At 70.5% G+C, this 18,149-nt stretch carries 18 protein-coding genes; 8 read left to right on the forward strand and 10 right to left on the reverse strand.

The genetic code is table 11. From position 1 onward, the window contains the following. Positions 1 to 7 precede the first annotated feature (7 nt). Both D7X30_RS01205 and D7X30_RS01210 read left to right on the forward strand, forming a co-directional pair. The gene (locus tag D7X30_RS01205; RefSeq protein ID WP_199724141.1) at positions 8 to 2,530 is read left to right on the forward strand and encodes a TonB family protein; all 2,523 of its coding nucleotides are present in this window, start codon (positions 8 to 10) and stop codon (positions 2,528 to 2,530) included. Continuing rightward, positions 2,527 to 3,339, forward strand: a complete 813-nt coding sequence (locus tag D7X30_RS01210) for a hypothetical protein (protein WP_120560985.1) — start codon at positions 2,527 to 2,529, stop codon at positions 3,337 to 3,339. Before D7X30_RS01205 ends, D7X30_RS01210 begins: the two co-directional genes overlap by 4 nt. A gap of 1 nt (position 3,340) precedes the next feature. Here the strand turns inward: D7X30_RS01210 and D7X30_RS01215 are convergent, their stop codons facing one another. The 5 genes from D7X30_RS01215 to D7X30_RS01235 all read right to left on the reverse strand — a co-directional run bounded on the left by D7X30_RS01215 (position 3,341) and on the right by D7X30_RS01235 (position 7,304). Further along, the gene (locus D7X30_RS01215) at positions 3,341 to 3,877 is read right to left on the reverse strand and encodes a Uma2 family endonuclease (protein ID WP_120560986.1); all 537 of its coding nucleotides are present in this window, start codon (positions 3,875 to 3,877) and stop codon (positions 3,341 to 3,343) included. A 128-nt stretch (positions 3,878 to 4,005) separates the two neighbouring features. Beyond that, on the reverse strand, positions 4,006 to 4,974 hold the full coding sequence (locus tag D7X30_RS01220) for an Ig-like domain-containing protein (RefSeq protein WP_120560987.1): 969 nt from the start codon (positions 4,972 to 4,974) through the stop codon (positions 4,006 to 4,008). 111 nt (positions 4,975 to 5,085) lie between these two features. Beyond that, entirely contained in the window at positions 5,086 to 5,835 is a 750-nt protein-coding gene (locus D7X30_RS01225; protein WP_120560988.1) for a putative metal-binding motif-containing protein, read from the reverse strand. Positions 5,836 to 5,964: 129 nt separating this feature from the next. Further along, positions 5,965 to 6,600, reverse strand: a complete 636-nt coding sequence (locus D7X30_RS01230) for a hypothetical protein (RefSeq protein ID WP_120560989.1) — start codon at positions 6,598 to 6,600, stop codon at positions 5,965 to 5,967. 113 nt (positions 6,601 to 6,713) lie between these two features. Further along, positions 6,714 to 7,304: a hypothetical protein gene (locus tag D7X30_RS01235; RefSeq protein ID WP_120560990.1), complete on the reverse strand. Its 591-nt coding sequence runs from the start codon at positions 7,302 to 7,304 to the stop codon at positions 6,714 to 6,716. A 216-nt stretch (positions 7,305 to 7,520) separates the two neighbouring features. Between D7X30_RS01235 and D7X30_RS01240 the strand changes: the two genes are divergently transcribed. After that, a complete protein-coding gene (locus tag D7X30_RS01240; protein ID WP_120560991.1) occupies positions 7,521 to 8,384 on the forward strand; it encodes a deoxyribonuclease I in 864 nt (287 codons plus the stop codon). A gap of 6 nt (positions 8,385 to 8,390) precedes the next feature. After that, positions 8,391 to 10,097 carry a carboxypeptidase regulatory-like domain-containing protein gene (locus tag D7X30_RS01245; RefSeq protein WP_120560992.1) on the forward strand — a complete coding sequence of 569 codons (1,707 nt, stop codon included), beginning with the start codon at positions 8,391 to 8,393 and terminating at the stop codon, positions 10,095 to 10,097. A 1-nt stretch (position 10,098) separates the two neighbouring features. Here the strand turns inward: D7X30_RS01245 and D7X30_RS01250 are convergent, their stop codons facing one another. The 5 genes from D7X30_RS01250 to D7X30_RS01270 all read right to left on the reverse strand — a co-directional run bounded on the left by D7X30_RS01250 (position 10,099) and on the right by D7X30_RS01270 (position 13,359). Beyond that, entirely contained in the window at positions 10,099 to 10,638 is a 540-nt protein-coding gene (locus D7X30_RS01250; RefSeq protein WP_120560993.1) for a MarR family transcriptional regulator, read from the reverse strand. 149 nt (positions 10,639 to 10,787) lie between these two features. Beyond that, positions 10,788 to 11,423 (reverse strand): EcsC family protein, encoded by a 636-nt coding sequence (locus tag D7X30_RS01255; protein WP_120560994.1) that lies wholly within the window; start codon positions 11,421 to 11,423, stop codon positions 10,788 to 10,790. 39 nt (positions 11,424 to 11,462) lie between these two features. Then, on the reverse strand, positions 11,463 to 11,903 hold the full coding sequence (locus D7X30_RS01260; protein ID WP_120560995.1) for a hypothetical protein: 441 nt from the start codon (positions 11,901 to 11,903) through the stop codon (positions 11,463 to 11,465). Between the two features lie 119 nt (positions 11,904 to 12,022). Further along, complete coding sequence (panD, locus tag D7X30_RS01265) at positions 12,023 to 12,415, reverse strand: aspartate 1-decarboxylase (protein ID WP_120560996.1); 393 nt, start codon at positions 12,413 to 12,415, stop codon at positions 12,023 to 12,025. 101 nt (positions 12,416 to 12,516) lie between these two features. Continuing rightward, the gene (locus tag D7X30_RS01270) at positions 12,517 to 13,359 is read right to left on the reverse strand and encodes an LEA type 2 family protein (RefSeq protein ID WP_014400193.1); all 843 of its coding nucleotides are present in this window, start codon (positions 13,357 to 13,359) and stop codon (positions 12,517 to 12,519) included. A 131-nt stretch (positions 13,360 to 13,490) separates the two neighbouring features. On the opposite strand from D7X30_RS01270, the gene D7X30_RS01275 reads away from it, so the two are divergent. The 4 genes from D7X30_RS01275 to D7X30_RS01290 all read left to right on the forward strand — a co-directional run bounded on the left by D7X30_RS01275 (position 13,491) and on the right by D7X30_RS01290 (position 18,109). Beyond that, positions 13,491 to 15,011, forward strand: coding sequence for an alpha/beta hydrolase (locus D7X30_RS01275; RefSeq protein ID WP_120560997.1), 1,521 nt, complete (start codon positions 13,491 to 13,493; stop codon positions 15,009 to 15,011). A 13-nt stretch (positions 15,012 to 15,024) separates the two neighbouring features. Then, positions 15,025 to 15,759 (forward strand): ATP-binding cassette domain-containing protein, encoded by a 735-nt coding sequence (locus D7X30_RS01280; protein WP_120560998.1) that lies wholly within the window; start codon positions 15,025 to 15,027, stop codon positions 15,757 to 15,759. Further along, positions 15,756 to 16,928: an ABC transporter permease gene (locus D7X30_RS01285; RefSeq protein ID WP_120560999.1), complete on the forward strand. Its 1,173-nt coding sequence runs from the start codon at positions 15,756 to 15,758 to the stop codon at positions 16,926 to 16,928. Before D7X30_RS01280 ends, D7X30_RS01285 begins: the two co-directional genes overlap by 4 nt. Before the next feature lie 107 nt (positions 16,929 to 17,035). Then, positions 17,036 to 18,109 (forward strand): DUF2804 domain-containing protein, encoded by a 1,074-nt coding sequence (locus tag D7X30_RS01290; protein WP_120561000.1) that lies wholly within the window; start codon positions 17,036 to 17,038, stop codon positions 18,107 to 18,109. Positions 18,110 to 18,149 lie beyond the last annotated feature (40 nt).

Consider the following 18,149-nt stretch of genomic DNA (forward strand, 5'->3'; position numbering starts at 1 on the left):
GTTGCCCGTGTTCATCCCGACGCTGGTGCTCTGGCTGTTGAGCGCGTCGCCCGAAGCGCCCGTGACGCCGCCTGTTCCCGTGGAGGCACCGCCGCCCGTGATGCCGGCGGACGTCCCACCGTTGACGGAGGCCGTGCGGGTGCTGCTGCGCCTGACCATCGACAGCGGGGGAGAGGTGTCCCAGGTGGAGGTCCAGGAGTCCGGGGGCACCGCGTTCGACCGGGCCGCGATGGCGGCGGCCCTGCGCTGGCGCTTCGAGCCCGCGCGCCAGGGAGCGGAGCCGCTGGAGGTGCGCGTGGACGTGCCGGTGACGTTCGAGCCGGTGGCGGAGGCCATGCCGCTCGCGGAGGAGCGCTCTCCGTCCGTGCCTCCGGCGTCCACGGGCTCGGAGCCGCCAGGGCTCGCGGAGACGGAGCTGCCCGCGGCGCCCGCGAAGCCGGAGCCGCCCGCGTTCTCCACCACGGTGCGGGGGCAGTCCGCCGCTCCGCCTCCGGTCGCCGTGGGGGACTTCCACATCACGGTGGGGCAGCTGGCGGATGTGCCTCGCAACTCGGCCACGGACCTGATGTTGCTGGCGCCGGGCGTGATGCTCGCCAACCACGGCGGGGAGGGGCACGCGGAGACCGTCTACCTGCGCGGCTTCGACGCGGGCGAGGGCAAGGATGTGGAGATGCGCCTGGACGGGGTGCCTCTCAACGAGGTCTCCAACGCCCACGGTCACGGCTACGCGGACACGTACTTCATCATCCCGGAGCTGGTGCAGTCCCTGCGTGTGACGGAGGGTCCCTATGATCCATCCCAGGGCGACTTCGGCGTGGCGGGCACCGTGGAGTACCAGCTGGGGCTGGATCGGCGGGGCATCACCGCGTCCGCCAGCTACGGCAGCTTCGCGTCGCGCCGGCTGTCCTTGGTGTGGGGCCCGCCCGAGTCCACCGCCGCCACCTTCGTCGGCGTGCTGCTGCGCCAGGGGCACGGCTTCGGCCCCAACCGCGCGTACGCGAACGCGGGGCTGATGGCCCAGACGGAGCTGCGCCTGGGACCGGAGACGAAGCTGCGTCTGTTCGGCGCGAGCTACGGCGCGCGCTACGCCTCCGCGGGCGTGGTGCGGGAGACGGACGTCGTGGACGCGCGGCTGCCGTGCGAGCCGGACGCGGACTCGCAGTTCTTCTGCCTCTACGACCCGAACCAGGGCGGCGCGAGCCAGCGCCACATCGCCTCCGTGGAGCTGACGTCCCGGCTGGAGCGCGGAGGCCGCTTCGTGCAGCAGGCCTTCGCCATCGCCCGGCAGATGCGCAGCCGCGAGAACTTCACCGGCTTCCTCCAGGACACGCCCCCCATCGGCGAGGCCCAGCGCGGCGACAACACGGAGCAGTCCTATCAGGGCACCACCGTGGGCCTGCGCGGCCGCTACACGCCGGGCCTCACCTGGTGGGGCCAGCCGCAGCCGGTGGAGCTGGGTTACGTGGCCCGCTACGACAACGTGCACACCCGCGCGCGGCGCCTGCGCGACAAGGGCGGCGCGCCCTACGCCACCGTGTTCGACAACCAGGTGCGCGTGACGAACCTGGGCGCGCACCTGTCCCTGCGCGGCGCGCCGCTGGAGTGGCTCACGCTGCGGGGCGGCGTGCGCGTGGACACGTTCCTGTTCGGCGTGGAGGACCTGAACCGGCCGACCGAGGACCGGCAGGGGGCTCGCATCCCGGAGGAGTCCGTGGAGGCCTACGGCTTCTTCGCCAGCCCTCGTGCCAGCGCGGAGGTGCGCCTGACGCCGCGCCTCACGTGGTTGACCAGCGCGGGCCTGGGGGCGCGCTCCAGCGACGCGGCCGGCCTGTCCGACGCGGAGTTCGCGCCCTACGCGCGAGTGACATCCGGGGAGACGGGCCTGGGCTGGCGGTGGGGCGACGGTCCGTCCTCGCTGGAGCTGCGGAGCGCCGTGTTCGCCACGCGCGTGTCGCAGGACCTGGTGTTCAGCGAGACGCCGGGGCGCAACCAGCCCATTGGTCCGTCGCAGCGGCTGGGCGCGTTCGGCAGCGCGCGCTTCCAGTGGGAGCATCACCTGGACGTGCAGGCGAGCCTCGCGTGGGCCCGCGCGACGCAGCCGTTGCCCGGGGCCTCGCCATGGAAGCTGTGGGGCGGAGCGGTGCTGCCGTACATCCCGCAGGTGCTGGGCCGCGTGGACGCGTCGTGGCGGGGCTCGGCCACCGTGGCCCGGCAGCCGGTGGGGTGGAGCGTGGCGCTGGGGCACAGCGCCATCGGGCCCAAGCCCCTGCCGTTGGATCGCTACAGCGAGTCCATCTTCCTCTTCGACGTGGCGGCCCGCGCGCGCTGGCGCGCCGTGGAGCTGGGCCTGTCCGTGGAGAACCTGCTGGACGCGCGCTGGCGCGAGTCCGAGTTCAACTACGTGTCCAACTTCCGCGGCCCCGACGCGCCCGCGTCCCTGCTGGCCACGCGCCACTTCTCCGCCGGTGCCCCTCGCACCGTGCGCGGCACCCTCACCGTGTACCTGGACCTCCAGGAGGACCGGCCATGAAGCATTACTCGCGTCGTGCCTTCACGTGGATGTTGGGCGGAGCGCTCGCGGCGGGCTGCGGCCTGTCCGGCACCGGCGGCCGGAGCATCACCTTCCGCATGGGCCTGCGCACGGCGCTCGCGTCCGGTGAGACCACCGTCGGTGAATTCACCACCGACACCGGCTGGCGCGTGACGCTCACCGCCGCGCGCCTGGTGCTGGGGCCCATCTATCTGTTCGAGAAGGCCTCGCCCCTCCAGCCCCAGGCCCTGCTGCGCCGCCTGGGAGACGTGCTGCTGCCCACCGCGCACGCGCACGAAGGGGACTTCTTCTCCGGGGGCCGCGTGCTGGGCGAGTGGGACCGCGAGGTGCTCTTCGACCTGCTCGCGGACGCGGGACAGGCTCGCGTGTTGGGGCGCTCCCCTGGCATCGCGGGCATGGCGCGGTCGCTGTCGCTGCTGCTCCAGCCACCGTCGATCGCCCTGGGAGCGGAGGCGGACGTGATGGAGGGGCGCTCCCTGTTCCTGGAGGGCGTCGCGACCCGGGACTCGGCGCGCGTGCCCTTCCGCGTCGCGATGGACTTCCCTCCGCCCGTGGAGCTCCAGCGCGTGGACTTCGTGCCCATCGATGCGGACCTGGACGACGAGGGCCTCTTCGTCCTGGAGCCGCAGCCACACCGCTGGTTCACCGGCGCGCGCTTCGACCGGCTGACGGTGCCCTCGGATGGGACACCGGTGGACGTGGGGACGGACGCTCAGGTGTACCGCGCGCTGAGCGTCAACGTGCGCCGCTTCGACGCGTTCACGGGCGCGTGGGAGCCCGCGGCGTGATTCACACCTGCGTCCAGAACGGCGCCAGCACCAGGTCCGCCTTGCCGAAGGGTTCGGCGCGCACGCGGTCCTCGCTCACGAAGGTGTTCAGCAGCACCCAGCGCTCGTGGTCCTGGCGGAACACCTCCACCACGCGGTGCACGGGGTTGATGATCCACGCGTTGCGGATGCCCGCGCGGGCGTAGCGCGGCAGCTTGATGGCCAGGTCCAGCTTCGCGGTGGCGGGCGTCAGCACCTCGCAGACCCAATCCGGCACGCGGTCGATGAACGAGCCATCCGGCAGTGTCGGCGGCCGTCCGCTCATCCAGCCCGCCAGGTCCGGGACGAGCACGTCCTCGCCCAACAGCAGCCGGGGCTCGGAGGTCCACCACCAGCCCTCCGGCGCGCGTCCCAGGAGCGGCGTCATGCCCTGCTTGCGCGCGATGGGCGGCGACGAGACGTAGAGGACGCCATCCAGTGCTTCGCCCACCAGATAGTGGGGCAACGTCTGCACTTCCTCGTAAGGGGCGAGCGTCCTTCGGGGAGCGGCGTGGCGCATGCGGTAGGCCTCCGGGTCCGAGAGATACCGTCACCGTAGCGGGCAGCCCTTCACGCGGCATTTGACCGGCGGGGCGGCCCACCTTGTCCTGGTGGACGTACGCCCTCCCCGAGGGCTGTGGGGGATTGCTATTCGCGCTCCAGTACGAACTGGAGGTGCTCCGAGGCCACGGGGCCGAACTGGAACAGGTGGAGCTGATCCCCCGGCTCCGACGTGAACGTCACCGTGTGCGTGATGCCGGCGCAGATGAACCGCGCGGGGGCGAGCACCGACGCCACGTCCGTCCCCGCAGTGTCGTTGGTGACCTTCGTGGGGACCTGCTGGTTCAGGTAGAGCGTGACGTGCTCGGCGTTCTCCGGGTCGGAGATGAAGCCCGTGTAGCCACCGAAGCCCGCCTCACCCGAGCGCAGGGTGACGTCGTAGAGCGCGTGGCCGGTGTGTGTGTCGGGCGGGAAGTCGAAGGGCGTGCGGCCCGCGGTGACCGCCTCCGGCGTGTTGACGAGCGTGTGCGTGCACGCGTGCTCCAGCTCCGGGTCGCGCTCGCCGGTGGTGAAGTCCAGCGCGGTGTCACCGCCCAGTCCCACGGTGGCCGCTGAAAGCGCGAGTCCGGCCGCGTCCCTCAGCGCGTCCAGCGCCAGGGCGTGGTGCGTGGAGACCTCCAGCGGCCGGGTGCTCTCCTCGGTGCGCGGCACGGTGACGGTGAGCGTGCGCGCGTCCTCGGACCAGGTGCCGGTGAGGACGCGGGCGGGCACGGTGGTGTCCGTGCGGTCGTGCAGCGTGACCTGGGCAATGGACGGATCCATGGGCTCGCTGAAGGTGAGCGTCAGCACCTTGCGGAAGGCGATGACCGGCGTCTGTCCGGACGCGTCCAGGTACATCTCCAGCGGGTAGACATCCGTCTCGCCCTCGGAGGGGCGGGAGGTGGTGACGGTGGCGGTGGACGCGGTCGTGCCGGCGTCGGTGCTGGTGCCCGCATCGGAGCCCGCGTCCGTCGGGAGGCCAGCGTCTGGCGTGACGATGGGGTCGTCGTCATCGCAGCCGGTCAGCGCGAGGGCGGCACAGGTGGTGAACAGGAAGGTGGCGGAGGAGAGACGCATCGACGGGAGTCCTTCATGCATGCGGGGAAAGGCCCGCGCCGAAGCACCCTTCCGAGCGAGGTGCTCCAGCGCGGGAGCGGACCGCTTCAGGCCCGCGTCAGGGGACGGCGGTCAGCACTGCGACCCGTCGCAGTTGTCATCGATGCCGTTGCCACAGATTTCAGCGGCGCCCGGGTTGATGCTGGCGCCGGAGCCCGGCGTGTCGTTGCAGTCGAAGCGCTGCGTCGTGTAGCCGGAGGGCGGCGTGCACGCGGTGAGCACGGACGTGGCGTTGTTGCCGTACCCGTCACCGTCCGCGTCCTGGTAGTAGCGCGTGCGCGTGTCGTTGAGGAACTCCGGCACCACGGTGAGCGCGTTGCCGGACGCCGGCCCCGCCGCGAGGATGTACGTCGTGCCCGCCGTCAGGTCATAGACGGACACGTGCGTGAACGAGCACCCCGAGGACGACACGCTGTGCGTCAGCGCGGAGGGCACCGTGGCGCTGGTGGCGCCGTTGACGACGGTGAAGGCCACGTTCTGCGTCCGGTAGAATGCGTAGGAGCCGGTGGTGGCCGGCACGTACGTCACGGAGCCCTCGGCGCCGGACGGCAGCGCCAGGTCATAGGCCTTGTGCTTCGTGCTGATGGCGGGCGCGCTGGTGACGCGCGTGGCGCTCGCCGTGACGGACACGTGGTCCGTGGGGTTGCCGGCGTGGGCGCACGCGTGCGTGGTGATGCCCGTGCCCAGCGACGTGCAACCGGCCTCCAACTCCTGCGAATCCTGCGCCTCGAAGGAGGCCTCCTTCGCCTCCTCCATCGGTCCGCAGGCCGTCAGGCCGAGCGACAACAACGCGCCCAGCGCGATGCGCTTCATCTTCAACATGGGTGTTTCCTTTCGGGATGCCGGGCGCGGCGGGGTGCCAGGCGGCCAGGAAGCCGCCGGTGCGTCCGGTGACCCACTCATGTCGTAAATGCAACTTTGTTGCAATAATTCCCGGTGCGATTCAGTCCGTCACTGGAGGTGTTCGATGACGAGCCCGAGCTTCGTGAGCGCGGTGGGGCCGAAGGTGACGGTGTACTGGACCTTGTCCGTCAGCTCGTAGCCGACCATCTGCTTCAGGCCGTCGCAGAAGCCGCCCGTGGCCTGGGTGCCCAGGGGCTCCACGACGCGCTCGCCTTCCTTCACCGTGACGGCCACGTCGGGCGTGCTCAGGTAGAGGATGAAGTCACCGCTGGCCCAGGCCTTGAAACTGAACGTGCCCACGGACTGGCCGTTCTCCGGGCGCAGCTGGACGGTGTAGTGCGTGTGGAAGTCGTCCACGCGCGGCTGCCGCTCCGGCGACGCGGTGACGGTGGCGAAGGGGCCGTTCGTGACGTGCCAGCAGGCGTGCTCGCCGTTGTCCCCGAAGTCGAAGTCCGTGCGCGGCACGTAGTCCGGGTCCGCCACGCACGACAGGCCCTCTTCGCTGGCCAGGAAGCCCCGGTTGCAGTGGCACCAGTCGCCCTCAGGCTCGCGGTGGATGTGGCCGTTGGGGTCGCATGGGTCGCCCTGCTCGTGGGGCGTGCCGGGCGTGGCGTCGTCGCCGCCGCAGGCGGTCAGGACCGCGAGGCCGCCGGCCAGGAGGAGGGCTGGAAACGGGGTACGCATGGGGCTGCCTCATCTGGATTTGTGATGTATATGCAACTGAGATACAGAAGTTTTTGGATGTTGGGAAGGCCCGTGGGCCTTGGAGGTGTCCACGGGCCTTCACTCAGGCGGGCCTACTCCTCGTGGTGGTCGTGGCCCGTCTCCTCGATGATGAGGAGGAACGTGGCGGGCTGGGGAACGACGGCCGCGAAGTCCAGGCGGTAGTCCACGCCGCCCTCCAGGTCGGCCGTGACGGCGGTGCGCAGGCTGCCGCAGACCTCCTGCGGGACGTGGTAGCGGCACTCAAGGCCGACCTCCTCATTCGTGGCCGCGTTGAAGACGCGGACGGCGCGGTAGCCGGAGGTGAGGAAGGCGTACTCGGTGGATTCTTCCGGGGTGAAGATGACGGAGCCCGCGTAGCCCAGCGTCCACTGCTGGTAGCTGATGGCCGGCAGGGTGACGTTGTACGTGGTGTGTCCCACGCTCACGTCCACGAAGGACGGGCCGCCATGGGCCGCGGCGATGACGGACTCGAAGGGACCGTATTCGGCGTGGAAGCAGGAGTGCTCGGCGACCTCCGCCAGTTCCTCCGTGTCCTCGCAGACGGCGAGCAGCTCCGACTCCTGGGTGACGGGGGCCTGAGACTCCGGGGTGGGGGCTTCTTCGGTACCGCAGCCGGCGAGCAGGACGACGGCGCCAGCGGCGAGCAGGGCATGCTTCAACATGGGGGACTCCTTGGGTGGGTACCGCGGGTGAAGGCAGGGCCCGCAATAAGTGCCACCGGGAGTCACATGCAATCAAGTTGCATTTTATGGATGGTGTCCGGGGAGTGTCGTGCGGGGTGGGCTGTCACCTCGATTCCACGAAGGAGGGCTGTTCCTGGGGCGCTGGCATGCCGAAGATGGGGCGCTTTTCTCCCGCTGGGCTGGAGGTGCCGTGAAATGAGAGGGTCGTCCTTCTTGTCGCGCGTCCTGGTGTTGACTGTGCTGGTGCTCCCCGCGTTGGCGCAGGCGGGCTCGTATCTCCGGGTGGTGAGCTGGAACCTCCGCCACGAGGGATGGGCGGCCGAGCAGACCTACCTGGATGACGCGAAGCAGCTGTGGAACCAGTTCGGTGTGAACAGCAACTCGAACAATGGCTGTGACCTGGTGTTCCTCCAGGAGGTGATGGACGCGGCCGCGGCGACGGCCATCGCGACGAACCTGACGCAGGTCTCCGGGGTGACGTGGAAGGCGGTGGTGACGCCGCTCATCGGCCGGTCGTCCTACAAGGAGTCCTACGCGGTGCTGTACCGGACGGACACGGTGTCGCTGCTGTCCTCCACGGTGTGGACGGACACGGGGGACCTGTTCGAGCGCGAGCCGCAGGTGGTGAAGGTGCGCCACGTGCCCACGGGCGCGGACTACACCTTCCTCAACTGGCACGCGGTGTGGGGCACGGCGACGGACCGCACGCTGGAGGCGCAGGCCATCGACGGCGTGTTCGCGTCCGTGCAGTCCGCCAGCACCACGGACCAGGACGTCATCCTCGTGGGTGACCACAACATGGCCTGCACCCACGCGTCCTGGAGCCAGCTGAAGGGCCTGTCGCCCGCGGTGACGTGCAAGCTGGACGTGGCCACCACCATGAACTCGTCCGGGGGCTACGCCAACGCGTACGATCACTTCTGGATGCAGGACAGCTACGTGACGGAGTTCTCCAGCACCGGCCGCGACTACATCGCGAACCCGCTGGACTACGTCACCCGCCTGTCGGACCACGCGCCGGTGTGGCTGTCCCTGTACTCCAACAGCGACACGGACTGACGCCGCATGCGCTTGAAGCAGGGCCTGGTCGGGATGTTGGTGGTGGTGCTCGTGGGCGTGGGCTTGTGGATGCTGCTGCGTCCCGAGCCCGCGTCACCGCTGGTGCCGCCATCACCTCCTGTGTCCGTGAGGGTCGAGGACGCCAGCGTGCCGGAGGTGGCTCTCCCGGTGGAGGCCGTGGCGGACGCGGGCCTGTGGCTGACGGCGACGTTGGAGGGGGCGCATCCGTTCGCGGGTGAGGCGCGTGTGGGCGCGGCGTTCGTCATCGAAGGGGATGAGGGATGGTGGGAGGAGGAGAAGCGGCAGAAGACGATCAGCCTCGTGGGGCCTTCGAGCCTGGAGGACCTGGCCAACGTGCGCGAGTGGATGAAGGCGCCGGCCACCGCTTCGTCGCAGGGCGGTGTGGTGGGGCCCGTCGCCGTGCCGCCCGCGCCGCGCTACCAGGTGGTCGCGTTCGAACCGGACGGGACCTTCTGGTGGGCGGACTTCGTGCCGGGCTCCTTGCCGAAGACGGGCACGCTGGACGCGGGCGTGCTGCGAGCGAACCGGCCCACGGGCGTGAGCATCCGGCTGGACGGTGCGCGGAACATGGAGGGGACGTTCTCCGTGCGCATCGAGCGCGACGTGGATCCGCACGACGCCGAGCGGGCCAGCGCTCTTCAGCCCATGCTGGCGCTGGTGAACCCGGACCTGGGATGGGCGCTCGTGAATCGCTCGCCGGTGCCGCTGAGCCCGGACGCGGACACGCGCCTGGCGCCGCTGCCTCCGGACCGGGCGGTGAGGCTGTGGCTGCGCGCGCCCTCGGGACGTGAGGGTGGCCCAGTCGAGGTGCGCCTGCGTGAAGGCACCGTGACCCCGGTGACGCTGGACGTGGCGCGGCTGTTCCCCGAAGGCGTGGGCCGCTCCGTCACCCTGCGCGGACGGGTCCTGCTGGGGAACTCGTCCCGGTCCGGTGGGCGGATGGTGAGCTGGCCGGGAGGAGAGGAGCCGGTGGACGGGGAGGGACGCTTCACGATTCCCGACGTGCCGGCATGGCAAACGACGCGCTTCAACGTCTATCGGGGAATGAAGGGGGAAGGCCGTCCGGAGGCGCCTTCGATGTGGGACTTCGACTTCACGCCGACAGAGGAGATGCAGGGCGTGGTGGACGTCGAGTGGCGCGTGCCGTTGTACCGGTGGTTGGTCGTTCGAATGGATGGCTTCACGCGGGCGCAGTTGAAGGAGCGCACGGTGCCGCCCTATCCGGTGTACCTGCTGGAGCGCCGCGACGCGCAGGGGCTGTGGAGCGCGGTGCCTTCGCGGGAGTTCGTTCCGGAGGAGGACGGCATGGCGGTGTCCCTGCTGGAGCCCGGGACCTACCGCGTCCAGGTCGCGTCAGCGCCCTATGCGTCACGGCCCAGCAGCGTGGCGCAGATGGGCGCGGACGACACGAGCGTGGACGTGCGGCTGTCACCAGCGCCTTCCGCCGGCCCCTCCTGTGAGGTTCACGTCACCCATCAAGGACGTCCCGTGGCGGGAGCCCTGGTGATGGTGGGCGGGAAGTACCGTTCGATGCCACCCATGCGCGCGGAGACGGACAGCGCGGGGCACTGGCGGTTGGGCGCAGTGACCTCGGACGTGCTGCCGATGTTCGTGCAGGGCGCGGGGAACGAATGGGAGGGCGACGGAGCGGAGGCGTGCCGCCGCTCGGGCGTCGTGGAGGTGCGGCTGTAGTTCAGGCGGCCGACGCCCTTAGAAGCTCGTCGGGGACGCTGGCCAGCTCGACGCTCTCCTCGGCCACTTCCTCGGCGGTGCGGGCCTGGACGGTCAGGGCCTGCACCCACAGCTCCAGGACGTCCATCAGCGCGCTGCGCGTCTCTCCCTGGAGCGGGGCCAGCCGCCGCGCCATGCGCTCCTGCACCTGCGCATCGAGCTGATCCGCGAGCGCGCGGCCCGCGTCGGTGAGGCGCACGCGCACGCGCCGGCGATCATGCCGCACCGAGCGCTCCCGCCGCACGAGGCCGCCGTCCTCCAGCCGGTCCACCAGGCGGCTCAGGCGTGGCATGGCCAGTCCCCCCAGGCGCGTGGCGAGCACACCCACGGGCAGCAGGCTCTCCGAGCGCAGCCACCAGAGCGCCTGGAGCTCCCGAGGCTCCCAGTGGGGATGGCTCAGGACGTCCAGGGGGCTCTCCAGCGCGCCGCAGCGGGCCGCGTCCACGAGAAGATTCCGCCACCGCGCCACCTGCACGCGCACCTCCACCGAAAGCTCCGTCATGCACCCCTCCATGCCGTAAGCAAGCGCCGCGTCCGGCCCTGCGTGCGTCGCATCCGGCATCCCGGCCCCATGGGGACCGCGAAAGTCATCAACGGAGATACGTGACGGACATATTGAACTGGTTGCTGACCTGATTTTCTCGGGGCGCTCTACTCCGCGCCAGCAGCCTTGCGCCGGGCGCTGCGCGCCTTCGCGTGCGCCTTGTCGAAGCCCTCGTAGAAGCGCACGGCCTGCTCACCCACCATCTGGATGTGCTGGTTGTTGAGGTACGCGGTGATGGGCGCGGCGACCAGCGGCATCGCGCGGCCCAGCGTCGTCATGCCGCCCTTCGCGAGCAGCAGCGCCGCCAGCTTCCCCAGCACCTTCGGCCCGGAGCGGTGCAGCGGCCCCAGCCCGTTGGCGTAGCCGAACAAGTCCAACATCTCCCCGCGCGCCCGGTCCGTCTTGAGGTTCGCCTTGTAGAGCGTGGCCACGTCGGTGAGCAGGACGAGCTGCAGGTACGCCATGAACGTCAGGTCCGCCGGCAGCGAGATGAGCCCGAACACGCCGCTCACGCCGCCCACCATGCCCGCGAGGCTCTTCTTCTCATCCACCAGTCGCTGCGCCAGCTCCTTGGTGGTCGCGGTCGGGTAGCGCTTCTCCAGCGCCGCCACGCGCACGCGCGCCCGGCCGATCTCCCCCTGGATGAGGTCCGACAGGCGCAGCGACCCCAGCTTCTTCAGCTCCGCGGGGGTCAGCTTCTTCATGAAGCCCAGCCGCTCCGTCACGCCGTCGTAGAAGGCCATGTCCTCCTCCTTGGCCGCGATGCACGCGGCCGGTCGTCTCTAGTAACCCCGCTCGGCCAGGTACAGGTCCACCAACGCGCCCTCTTCGTACCAGCCGTGTCGCATCTCGGACTTGAACCACCGCGAATCCGGACGCGCCGAGCGCACTTCCAGCTTCACCCGGTTGGGCCCCGTGTCGATGACCGCCGCGCGCGCCTTGCACGCCGCGCCCGGCTCCTCGCCGAAGCCGCCCTCCAGGCACACCTCGTCCCCCACCGACAGGCGCCGGGCGTACATCTGGGCCAGGTAGAGGGCGTCGTCACAGCCGCCGCGCACGGAGGACTTCCCCAGCGCCGCGCAGCGGTCCTGGGCGGGCGCGCGGATGAGCGGCACGTTGGAGACGAACGCGTCCTCCTCGTTGGGGTCACGCTGATACGGACCCACCTGCTTGCACCCCGCCACCGCCACCAGGACCGTCAGTCCCGCCCACGTCCACTTCATCGCGTCATCGCCTCCGGGACGCGCGTCGCCGCGCCTCCGCGCCAACAAGGAAAAGGCGGGAAGCATGGCAGACAGGGCCAGGTGCGGCAAAAGGTGCCGGAAGGACCCCGTGGGCGTCTCTACGCGATACGGCGCGCGGGCCCGGGGATTTCCTCGGTGACGCCGGGAACCGCCCGGTTCTTGCCGTCCACGAAGACGACCGTGGGCTTCCAGTGGGCGGCCTCCGCCTCCTCGACCTCCGCGAAGGTGGCCAGGATGACCAGGTCACCCGGCTGGTTCAGGTGCGCGGCGGCGCCGTTGATGCAGATGACACCGCTGCCGGACTCGCCCTCCAGGGCGTACGTCTCCAGCCGGGTGCCGCGCGTGACGTTCCACACCGCGACCTTCTCGAAGGGCAGGATGTCCGCCGCCTTGAGCAGGTCCTTGTCGATGGTCACCGAACCCTCGTAGTCGAGGTCGGCCTGGGTCACCGTCGCGCGGTGGATCTTGGACTTGAAGAGGATGCGGCGCATGGGGGGCCCTCGGGAAGCGGCGCAACCGTAACGGCTCCCCTGCCCGGGGACAACATCCCCGGTGTCCCATGCACCGCCCGCTTCCCTGCATGCCCTGCTGTCTATTTCGTGAAATTCACGAGCTGACTCAGGTTCAGGGGCACGGACTGCGCGTCCGACGTCAGGTTGCCCGTCAGGCTCACCTGCGCGTTACCGCCCGAGCGCAGCGCCATGGCCGCGGAGGCGGCGCTCGCGAAGTTGATGGTGAGCGGCAGGGTCACCTGCTTCGTCCCGCTGCCATCCAGCATGCCCAGGTTGCCCGTGGACAGGTTGCCCACGTTGGCGCCCGCCACCTTGAGCGCGCCGGTGATGCCCGCCACCGGCAGGGGGAAGGCGTTGCGGTTGGTGATGGCCAGGGGGAACTCCACCGTGGCCCCGCTCAGCGTGACGTTGGTGATGCGCGGCGCCTGGAACTGCACCTGGGGAATCTTGGGGACGGGGAACGTGCCCTCCTTCTCCAGGGGGAACTTCAGCACGCCCAGCGGCGTCTGGATGCCCAGCGTCCCCTGTGCCCTGAAGGCCGCCGCGTCCTTGTCCAGGAACGTGGTCACCACCGGCGCGATGTCCGCGAACTTCACGTTGGCGGGGAAGACAATCTGGCTCTTGCCGTTGGACTTGAGGTTCAGGCCCTCCTTCGGCTTGCCGGCCACCAGCTGCTTGCCCTCCACGAAGAAGGCGTAGTCCACCGACGCCAGCTTCAGTCCCAGGCTGTTGGGGTTGTCCAGCTCGTACACCAGATCCACCGTGGCGTCGGACAGGGAGGCGTTCGCCAGCCGGGCCGTCTTGAACTTCAGCGTGGGCTTCTTGAAGGCACCGTTGAGCAGGCTCTGCAGCGCTGCGCAGCCGGAGAGCGTGGTGAGCGACAGGGCGAAGAGGACCAGGAACGCGCGTTTCTTCATGGGCATGGGCGTAGCAGAGGACGCACCGCGTTCGCGCGGATTCAATCGCCGCGCGTGTCGGGGCTTCGACGGGTGCACCTTCGGTGCGCCAATGGTATGCGCCAAGGGGACTCCCCCGTGCTGGAGGTTGGCCCGCCGTGACAGGTGGCATCTTGTCTCACCCCCTCGCCGCGCCTCCGGGAAGCCGTCCGGGGAGGTGGCTCGCGCTGGCGGTGCTGGCGGCGCTGTCACTCACGGGCTGCTCCCGGTCCTCCAACGCGGAGACGGCCTCCGCGCGGCGGATGGACCTGAAGCCGTGCCGGCTGGACGGGGTGGCCGCGCAGACCCTCTGCGGCACGCTGGAGGTCTTCGAGGACCGGGCCGCGGCGAAGGGGCGCAAAATCTCCCTGCGCGTGGTGGTGGTGCCCGCGCTCGCGTCGCAGCCGAAGGAGGACCCGTTGTTCTTCCTCGCGGGCGGCCCTGGCCAGGCGGCGTCCCGCACGCGCATCCTGCCCGCGCTGGATCGCATCCGGCGTCAGCGCGACATCGTGTTCGTGGACCAGCGCGGCACGGGGGATTCGCACCCGCTGGACTGCGAGGCGTTGAACCCCTCGCGCACGTCGCTGGCGGAGCGCTTCGAGGACCGCGAGGACGCGGACGTGATTCCCCAGTGCCGCAAGGGCTGGGACGCGGACGAGCGGCTCTACACCACGTCCATCGCCATGGACGACCTGGACGACGTGCGCGCGGCGCTGGGCTACCGGCAGGTGAACCTGTGGGGCATCTCCTACGGGACGCGCGCGGCGCTGGTGTACATGCGCCAGCACCCGGACCGCGTGCGCACCGCCATCCTGGATGGCGTGGCCCCCATGGGGCAGTACCTGCCGCTGTACGCCGCGCGCGACGGTCAGCGCGCCCTGGACCTGCTGATGGACGCGTGCGCGAAGGACGGCGTCTGCGCGAAGGCCTATCCGGACCTGCGCGCCCGCACGGAAGCGCTGCTCGCGAAGCTGGAGGCCGCGCCCGCGAAGGTGCACCTGTCGCACCCGCGCACGGGCGTGCCGGAGGACTTCACGCTCACCCGGCGCGTCTTCCTGTCGGAGCTGTTCTCGCTGCTCTACAGCCCGGACGTCGCGTCGCTCGTCCCGCTGATGCTGGACCGCGCCGCGAAGGACGACTGGACGCCCTTCGTGGCGCTGTCGCTGGGGCTCACCGACGAGGTGGCGCGCACCACCAGCCGCGGCATGTTCCTGGCGGTGGTGTGCGCGGAGGACGCGCCCTTCTTCACGGAGGAGGACGCCGAGCGTGAAGCGAAGGGCACCTGGTTCGGCCCGCGCATGGCGCTGGACATCAAGCGCGCGTGCGCGAAGTGGCCCCAGGCGAACGTGCCCGCGAGCTTCCGCGAGCCCGTGAAGTCGGACATCCCCACGCTGCTGTTGTCCGGCGAGCTGGACCCCGTGACGCCGCCACCCTGGGGCGAGGAGGCGAAGCGGACGCTCACGCACAGCCTGCACGTGGTGGTGCCGGGGCTGGGGCACAACACGGTGGGCGCGGACTGCGCGCGCACGCTGATGGCGGACGTGCTCACGCGCGGCAGCGTGGAGGGCCTGACGCCCGACTGTGGCGCGGGCCTCAAGCGGCCGCCCTTCTTCACCTCCTTCGCCGGCCCTGTTCCGTAGGACTCAAGCGCCCATGATTGAAGCCAGGAACCTGCACAAGCGCTTCGGCTCCGTGACGGCCGTGAATGACGTGACCTTCACAGCGGAGGACGGCGTCATCACGGGCCTCCTGGGCCCCAACGGCGCGGGCAAGACGACCACGCTGCGCATGCTCTACACGCTGGTGCGCCCGGACGGCGGCACCGCCACCGTGGACGGCGTGGACGTGGCGAAGCAGCCGGAGGCGGCCCGGCGCGCGCTGGGCGTGCTGCCCGACGCGCGAGGCCTCTACCCGCGCCTCACCGCGCGCGAACACGCGCGGTACTTCGGCGAGCTGCACGGCCTGTCCGGCTCCGCGCTGGATGCGCGCGTGGAGGAGCTGGTGGAGCTGCTGGACATGAAGGAGATCGCGGACCGGCGCACGGAGGGCTTCAGCCAGGGCGAGCGCGTGAAGGTGGCGCTGGCGCGCGCGCTGGTGCACGGGCCTCGCAACGTGCTGCTGGACGAGCCGACCAACGGCCTGGACGTGATGGCCACGCGCTCCGTGCGCACGCTCTTGCGCAAGTTGAAGGCGCAGGGTTGCTGCGTGGTGTTCTCCAGCCACGTGATGCAGGAGGTGGCCGCGCTGTGTGACCGCATCGTGGTGGTGGCGCGCGGGCGGGTGGTGGCGGACGGCACGGCGGATGCGCTGCGCGCGAGCACCGGCAAGGACAGCCTGGAGGAAGCCTTCGTGAGCGTGATTGGCAGCGAGCAGGGGTTGCGCGAATGAAGGGCCTCATCGGGACGGTGCTGCGCAAGGAAGTGCTGGACCATCTGCGGGACAAGCGCACGCTGGGCACCGCGGTGATGTGGCCGCTGTTGGGCCCGCTGGTGTTCCTGGTGATGTTCAACGTGATGGCCTCCTGGTACCGGCAGGACCGGCCGCTGGAGATGCCGGTGGTGGGCCGCGAGCACGCGCCCAGCCTGATGGCCTTCCTGGAGCGCTACGGCGCGAAGCTGTCGGAGGCCCCGCAGGACTACGAGGCGCTGGTGCAGGCCGGGAAGCTGGACCTGGTGCTGGTGGTGCCGGACGACTACTCGAAGGACTTCACGGACGGGCACACCGCGGCGGTGCGGCTGGTGATGGACAGCTCGCGCAACAAGGCCCGTCAGTCCGTGCAGCGCGCGCAGCGGATGTTGGCGGTGTACTCGCAGCAGACCGGCAGCCAGCGCCTGTTCGCGCGCGGCGTGTCGCCGGAGCTGGCGGTGCCCGTGCGCGTGGACGAGCTGGATTTGTCCACTCCCGAGCGCACCGCGGCCACGGTGCTCACCACCATCCCGCTGTTCCTGGTGATGGCGGCGTTCGCGGGCGGCATGCAGCTGGCCAGCGACACCATGGCGGGCGAGCGCGAGCGCGGCTCGCTGGAGCCCCTGTTACTCAACCCGGCCCCTCGCGGCGCGGTGGTGGCGGGCAAGTGGCTGGCCACCTGCGCGATGGCGGGCGCGGGCGTGCTCTTGTGTCTGGTGGGTTACTTCCTGGTGGTGAAGCGCGTGCCGCTGGAGGACCTGGGCGTGCGGGCCCGCTTCGACACGCCGGCCGCGCTGGGCATGCTGGCCGCGGTGCTGCCGCTGGTGCTGGCCGCGTCCGCCGTGCAGATGTGGGTGTCCACCTATGCACGTTCGTTCAAGGAGGCGCAGACGTACCTGTCGCTCCTGATGGTGCTGCCCACGCTGCCCGGGATGCTGCTGGCCCTGTCTCCCATCCAGACGCAGACGTGGATGTTCGCGGTGCCGGTGCTGGGACAGGAGCTGCTCGCGGGCGAGGTGATGCGCGGCGAGACGCTGGGGCCGGTGCCCTTCCTGCTCGCGCTCGTGTCCTGCGTGGTGGTGTCACTGGTGGCGCTGCGTTTCACCACGCGTCTGTTGACCCAGGAGCGCATCATCTTCGGCAGGAGCTAGCGAGCAGGCATGGGTCAACCGAGCCGGGGGGGCGAGTGTCTTCGGGGCACAACTTGGCCAGCGTGTTCACGTGACAGGGGCGGCGAAGTGCCGTCCAATGTTTCGCGATGACGCTTGAGCGTGAACGAGAAGCCCTGCTGCCTTTCGCCCCGAACTCGGTGGCCTCCACGGCAGGGGAACCGCGGTTCGGCACGTACCAGGGAGAGCTGCCGGAGGTGGACCTGCCCCGGCTGTTGGGGAAGTGGGCGCCGGGGCGCGCGACGCGGCTGCTCAAGCGCAAGCGCTGGCACTACACCTTCGTCGCCACGCAGGAGGTGGCGGCCCTCTTCGCGGTGGTGGACCTGGGCTACACGGCCAACGCCTTCGCGGTGGCGGTGGACCTCCAGGAGAAGAAGCCGCTCTGTGACGTGAGCTTCCTGGGCGTGCCCGGGCCGCTGGCGGAGGTGAGCGACAAGCCGGGCGCGGGGCTCGTGGCGGCCTTCCGCACGCTGGGCGGGCGCATGTCCGTGAAGCGCGGCGAGTCCGACGAGCGCTACCAGGTGGAGGTGGACGTCAGCCGCATGCGCACGCAGTCGCTCCAGACGTTCCAGTGGAACGGCGAGCTGCTGGTGGCAGGCGGTCCGCCGGCCCTCACCGTCATCGCGCCGGTGGAGGGCGACGGGCTGGTCAACGTCACCCAGAAGCGCAGCGGCCTGCTGGCCTTCGGGAGTCTGGAGGCGGGGGGCCGGCGCTTCCGGTTGGACGGCGGCGTGGGTGGCATGGACTACACGCAGGGCTACCTGGCGCGGCACACCGCCTGGCGCTGGGCCTTCGCGGCCGGGCGGCTGCCGGACGGAACGCCCGTGGGGCTCAACCTGGTGGAGGGCTTCAACGAGAGCGCCACCGAGGCCAACGAGAACGCCGTCTGGCTGGGCGACCGGCTCTACCCGGTGGGCCGCGCGCGCTTCGAGTACGACGCGAAGGAGCTGCTGGACCCGTGGCGCCTGACGACGGCGGACGGCGCGGTGGACCTGCGCTTCAAGCCCATCTACGTGCACCGCGAGGAGCGCAACCTGCGGCTCGTGGTGAGCCACTTCGCCCAGCCCGTGGGCTTCTTCGAGGGCACCCTGCGCGTGGGTGGCCAGGAGCTGAAGCTGTCCAACGTCCCCGGCGTCACCGAGGACCAGGACATGCTCTGGTAGCAGCCGGGTATGCGAAGGGTGCGAAGCCCTGGGGGCTTCC

The sequence above is a fragment of the Corallococcus sp. AB011P genome (assembly GCF_003611605.1).
Lineage (GTDB): Bacteria > Myxococcota > Myxococcia > Myxococcales > Myxococcaceae > Corallococcus > Corallococcus coralloides.

What these genes read in the sequence shown, in the direction of transcription:
- D7X30_RS01245 (WP_120560992.1), top strand. Translation starts at nt 8,391, where the DNA reads ATGCGCTTGAAGCAGGGCCTGGTCGGGATGTTGGTGGTGGTGCTCGTG.
- D7X30_RS01270 (WP_014400193.1), bottom strand. Translation starts at nt 13,359, where the DNA reads ATGCCCATGAAGAAACGCGCGTTCCTGGTCCTCTTCGCCCTGTCGCTC.
- panD (WP_120560996.1), bottom strand. Translation starts at nt 12,415, where the DNA reads ATGCGCCGCATCCTCTTCAAGTCCAAGATCCACCGCGCGACGGTGACC.
- D7X30_RS01210 (WP_120560985.1), top strand. Translation starts at nt 2,527, where the DNA reads ATGAAGCATTACTCGCGTCGTGCCTTCACGTGGATGTTGGGCGGAGCG.
- D7X30_RS01260 (WP_120560995.1), bottom strand. Translation starts at nt 11,903, where the DNA reads ATGAAGTGGACGTGGGCGGGACTGACGGTCCTGGTGGCGGTGGCGGGG.
- D7X30_RS01230 (WP_120560989.1), bottom strand. Translation starts at nt 6,600, where the DNA reads ATGCGTACCCCGTTTCCAGCCCTCCTCCTGGCCGGCGGCCTCGCGGTC.
- D7X30_RS01240 (WP_120560991.1), top strand. Translation starts at nt 7,521, where the DNA reads ATGAGAGGGTCGTCCTTCTTGTCGCGCGTCCTGGTGTTGACTGTGCTG.
- D7X30_RS01290 (WP_120561000.1), top strand. Translation starts at nt 17,036, where the DNA reads ATGACGCTTGAGCGTGAACGAGAAGCCCTGCTGCCTTTCGCCCCGAAC.
- D7X30_RS01250 (WP_120560993.1), bottom strand. Translation starts at nt 10,638, where the DNA reads ATGACGGAGCTTTCGGTGGAGGTGCGCGTGCAGGTGGCGCGGTGGCGG.
- D7X30_RS01285 (WP_120560999.1), top strand. Translation starts at nt 15,756, where the DNA reads ATGAAGGGCCTCATCGGGACGGTGCTGCGCAAGGAAGTGCTGGACCAT.
- D7X30_RS01225 (WP_120560988.1), bottom strand. Translation starts at nt 5,835, where the DNA reads ATGTTGAAGATGAAGCGCATCGCGCTGGGCGCGTTGTTGTCGCTCGGC.
- D7X30_RS01220 (WP_120560987.1), bottom strand. Translation starts at nt 4,974, where the DNA reads ATGCGTCTCTCCTCCGCCACCTTCCTGTTCACCACCTGTGCCGCCCTC.
- D7X30_RS01280 (WP_120560998.1), top strand. Translation starts at nt 15,025, where the DNA reads ATGATTGAAGCCAGGAACCTGCACAAGCGCTTCGGCTCCGTGACGGCC.
- D7X30_RS01215 (WP_120560986.1), bottom strand. Translation starts at nt 3,877, where the DNA reads ATGCGCCACGCCGCTCCCCGAAGGACGCTCGCCCCTTACGAGGAAGTG.
- D7X30_RS01255 (WP_120560994.1), bottom strand. Translation starts at nt 11,423, where the DNA reads ATGGCCTTCTACGACGGCGTGACGGAGCGGCTGGGCTTCATGAAGAAG.
- D7X30_RS01235 (WP_120560990.1), bottom strand. Translation starts at nt 7,304, where the DNA reads ATGTTGAAGCATGCCCTGCTCGCCGCTGGCGCCGTCGTCCTGCTCGCC.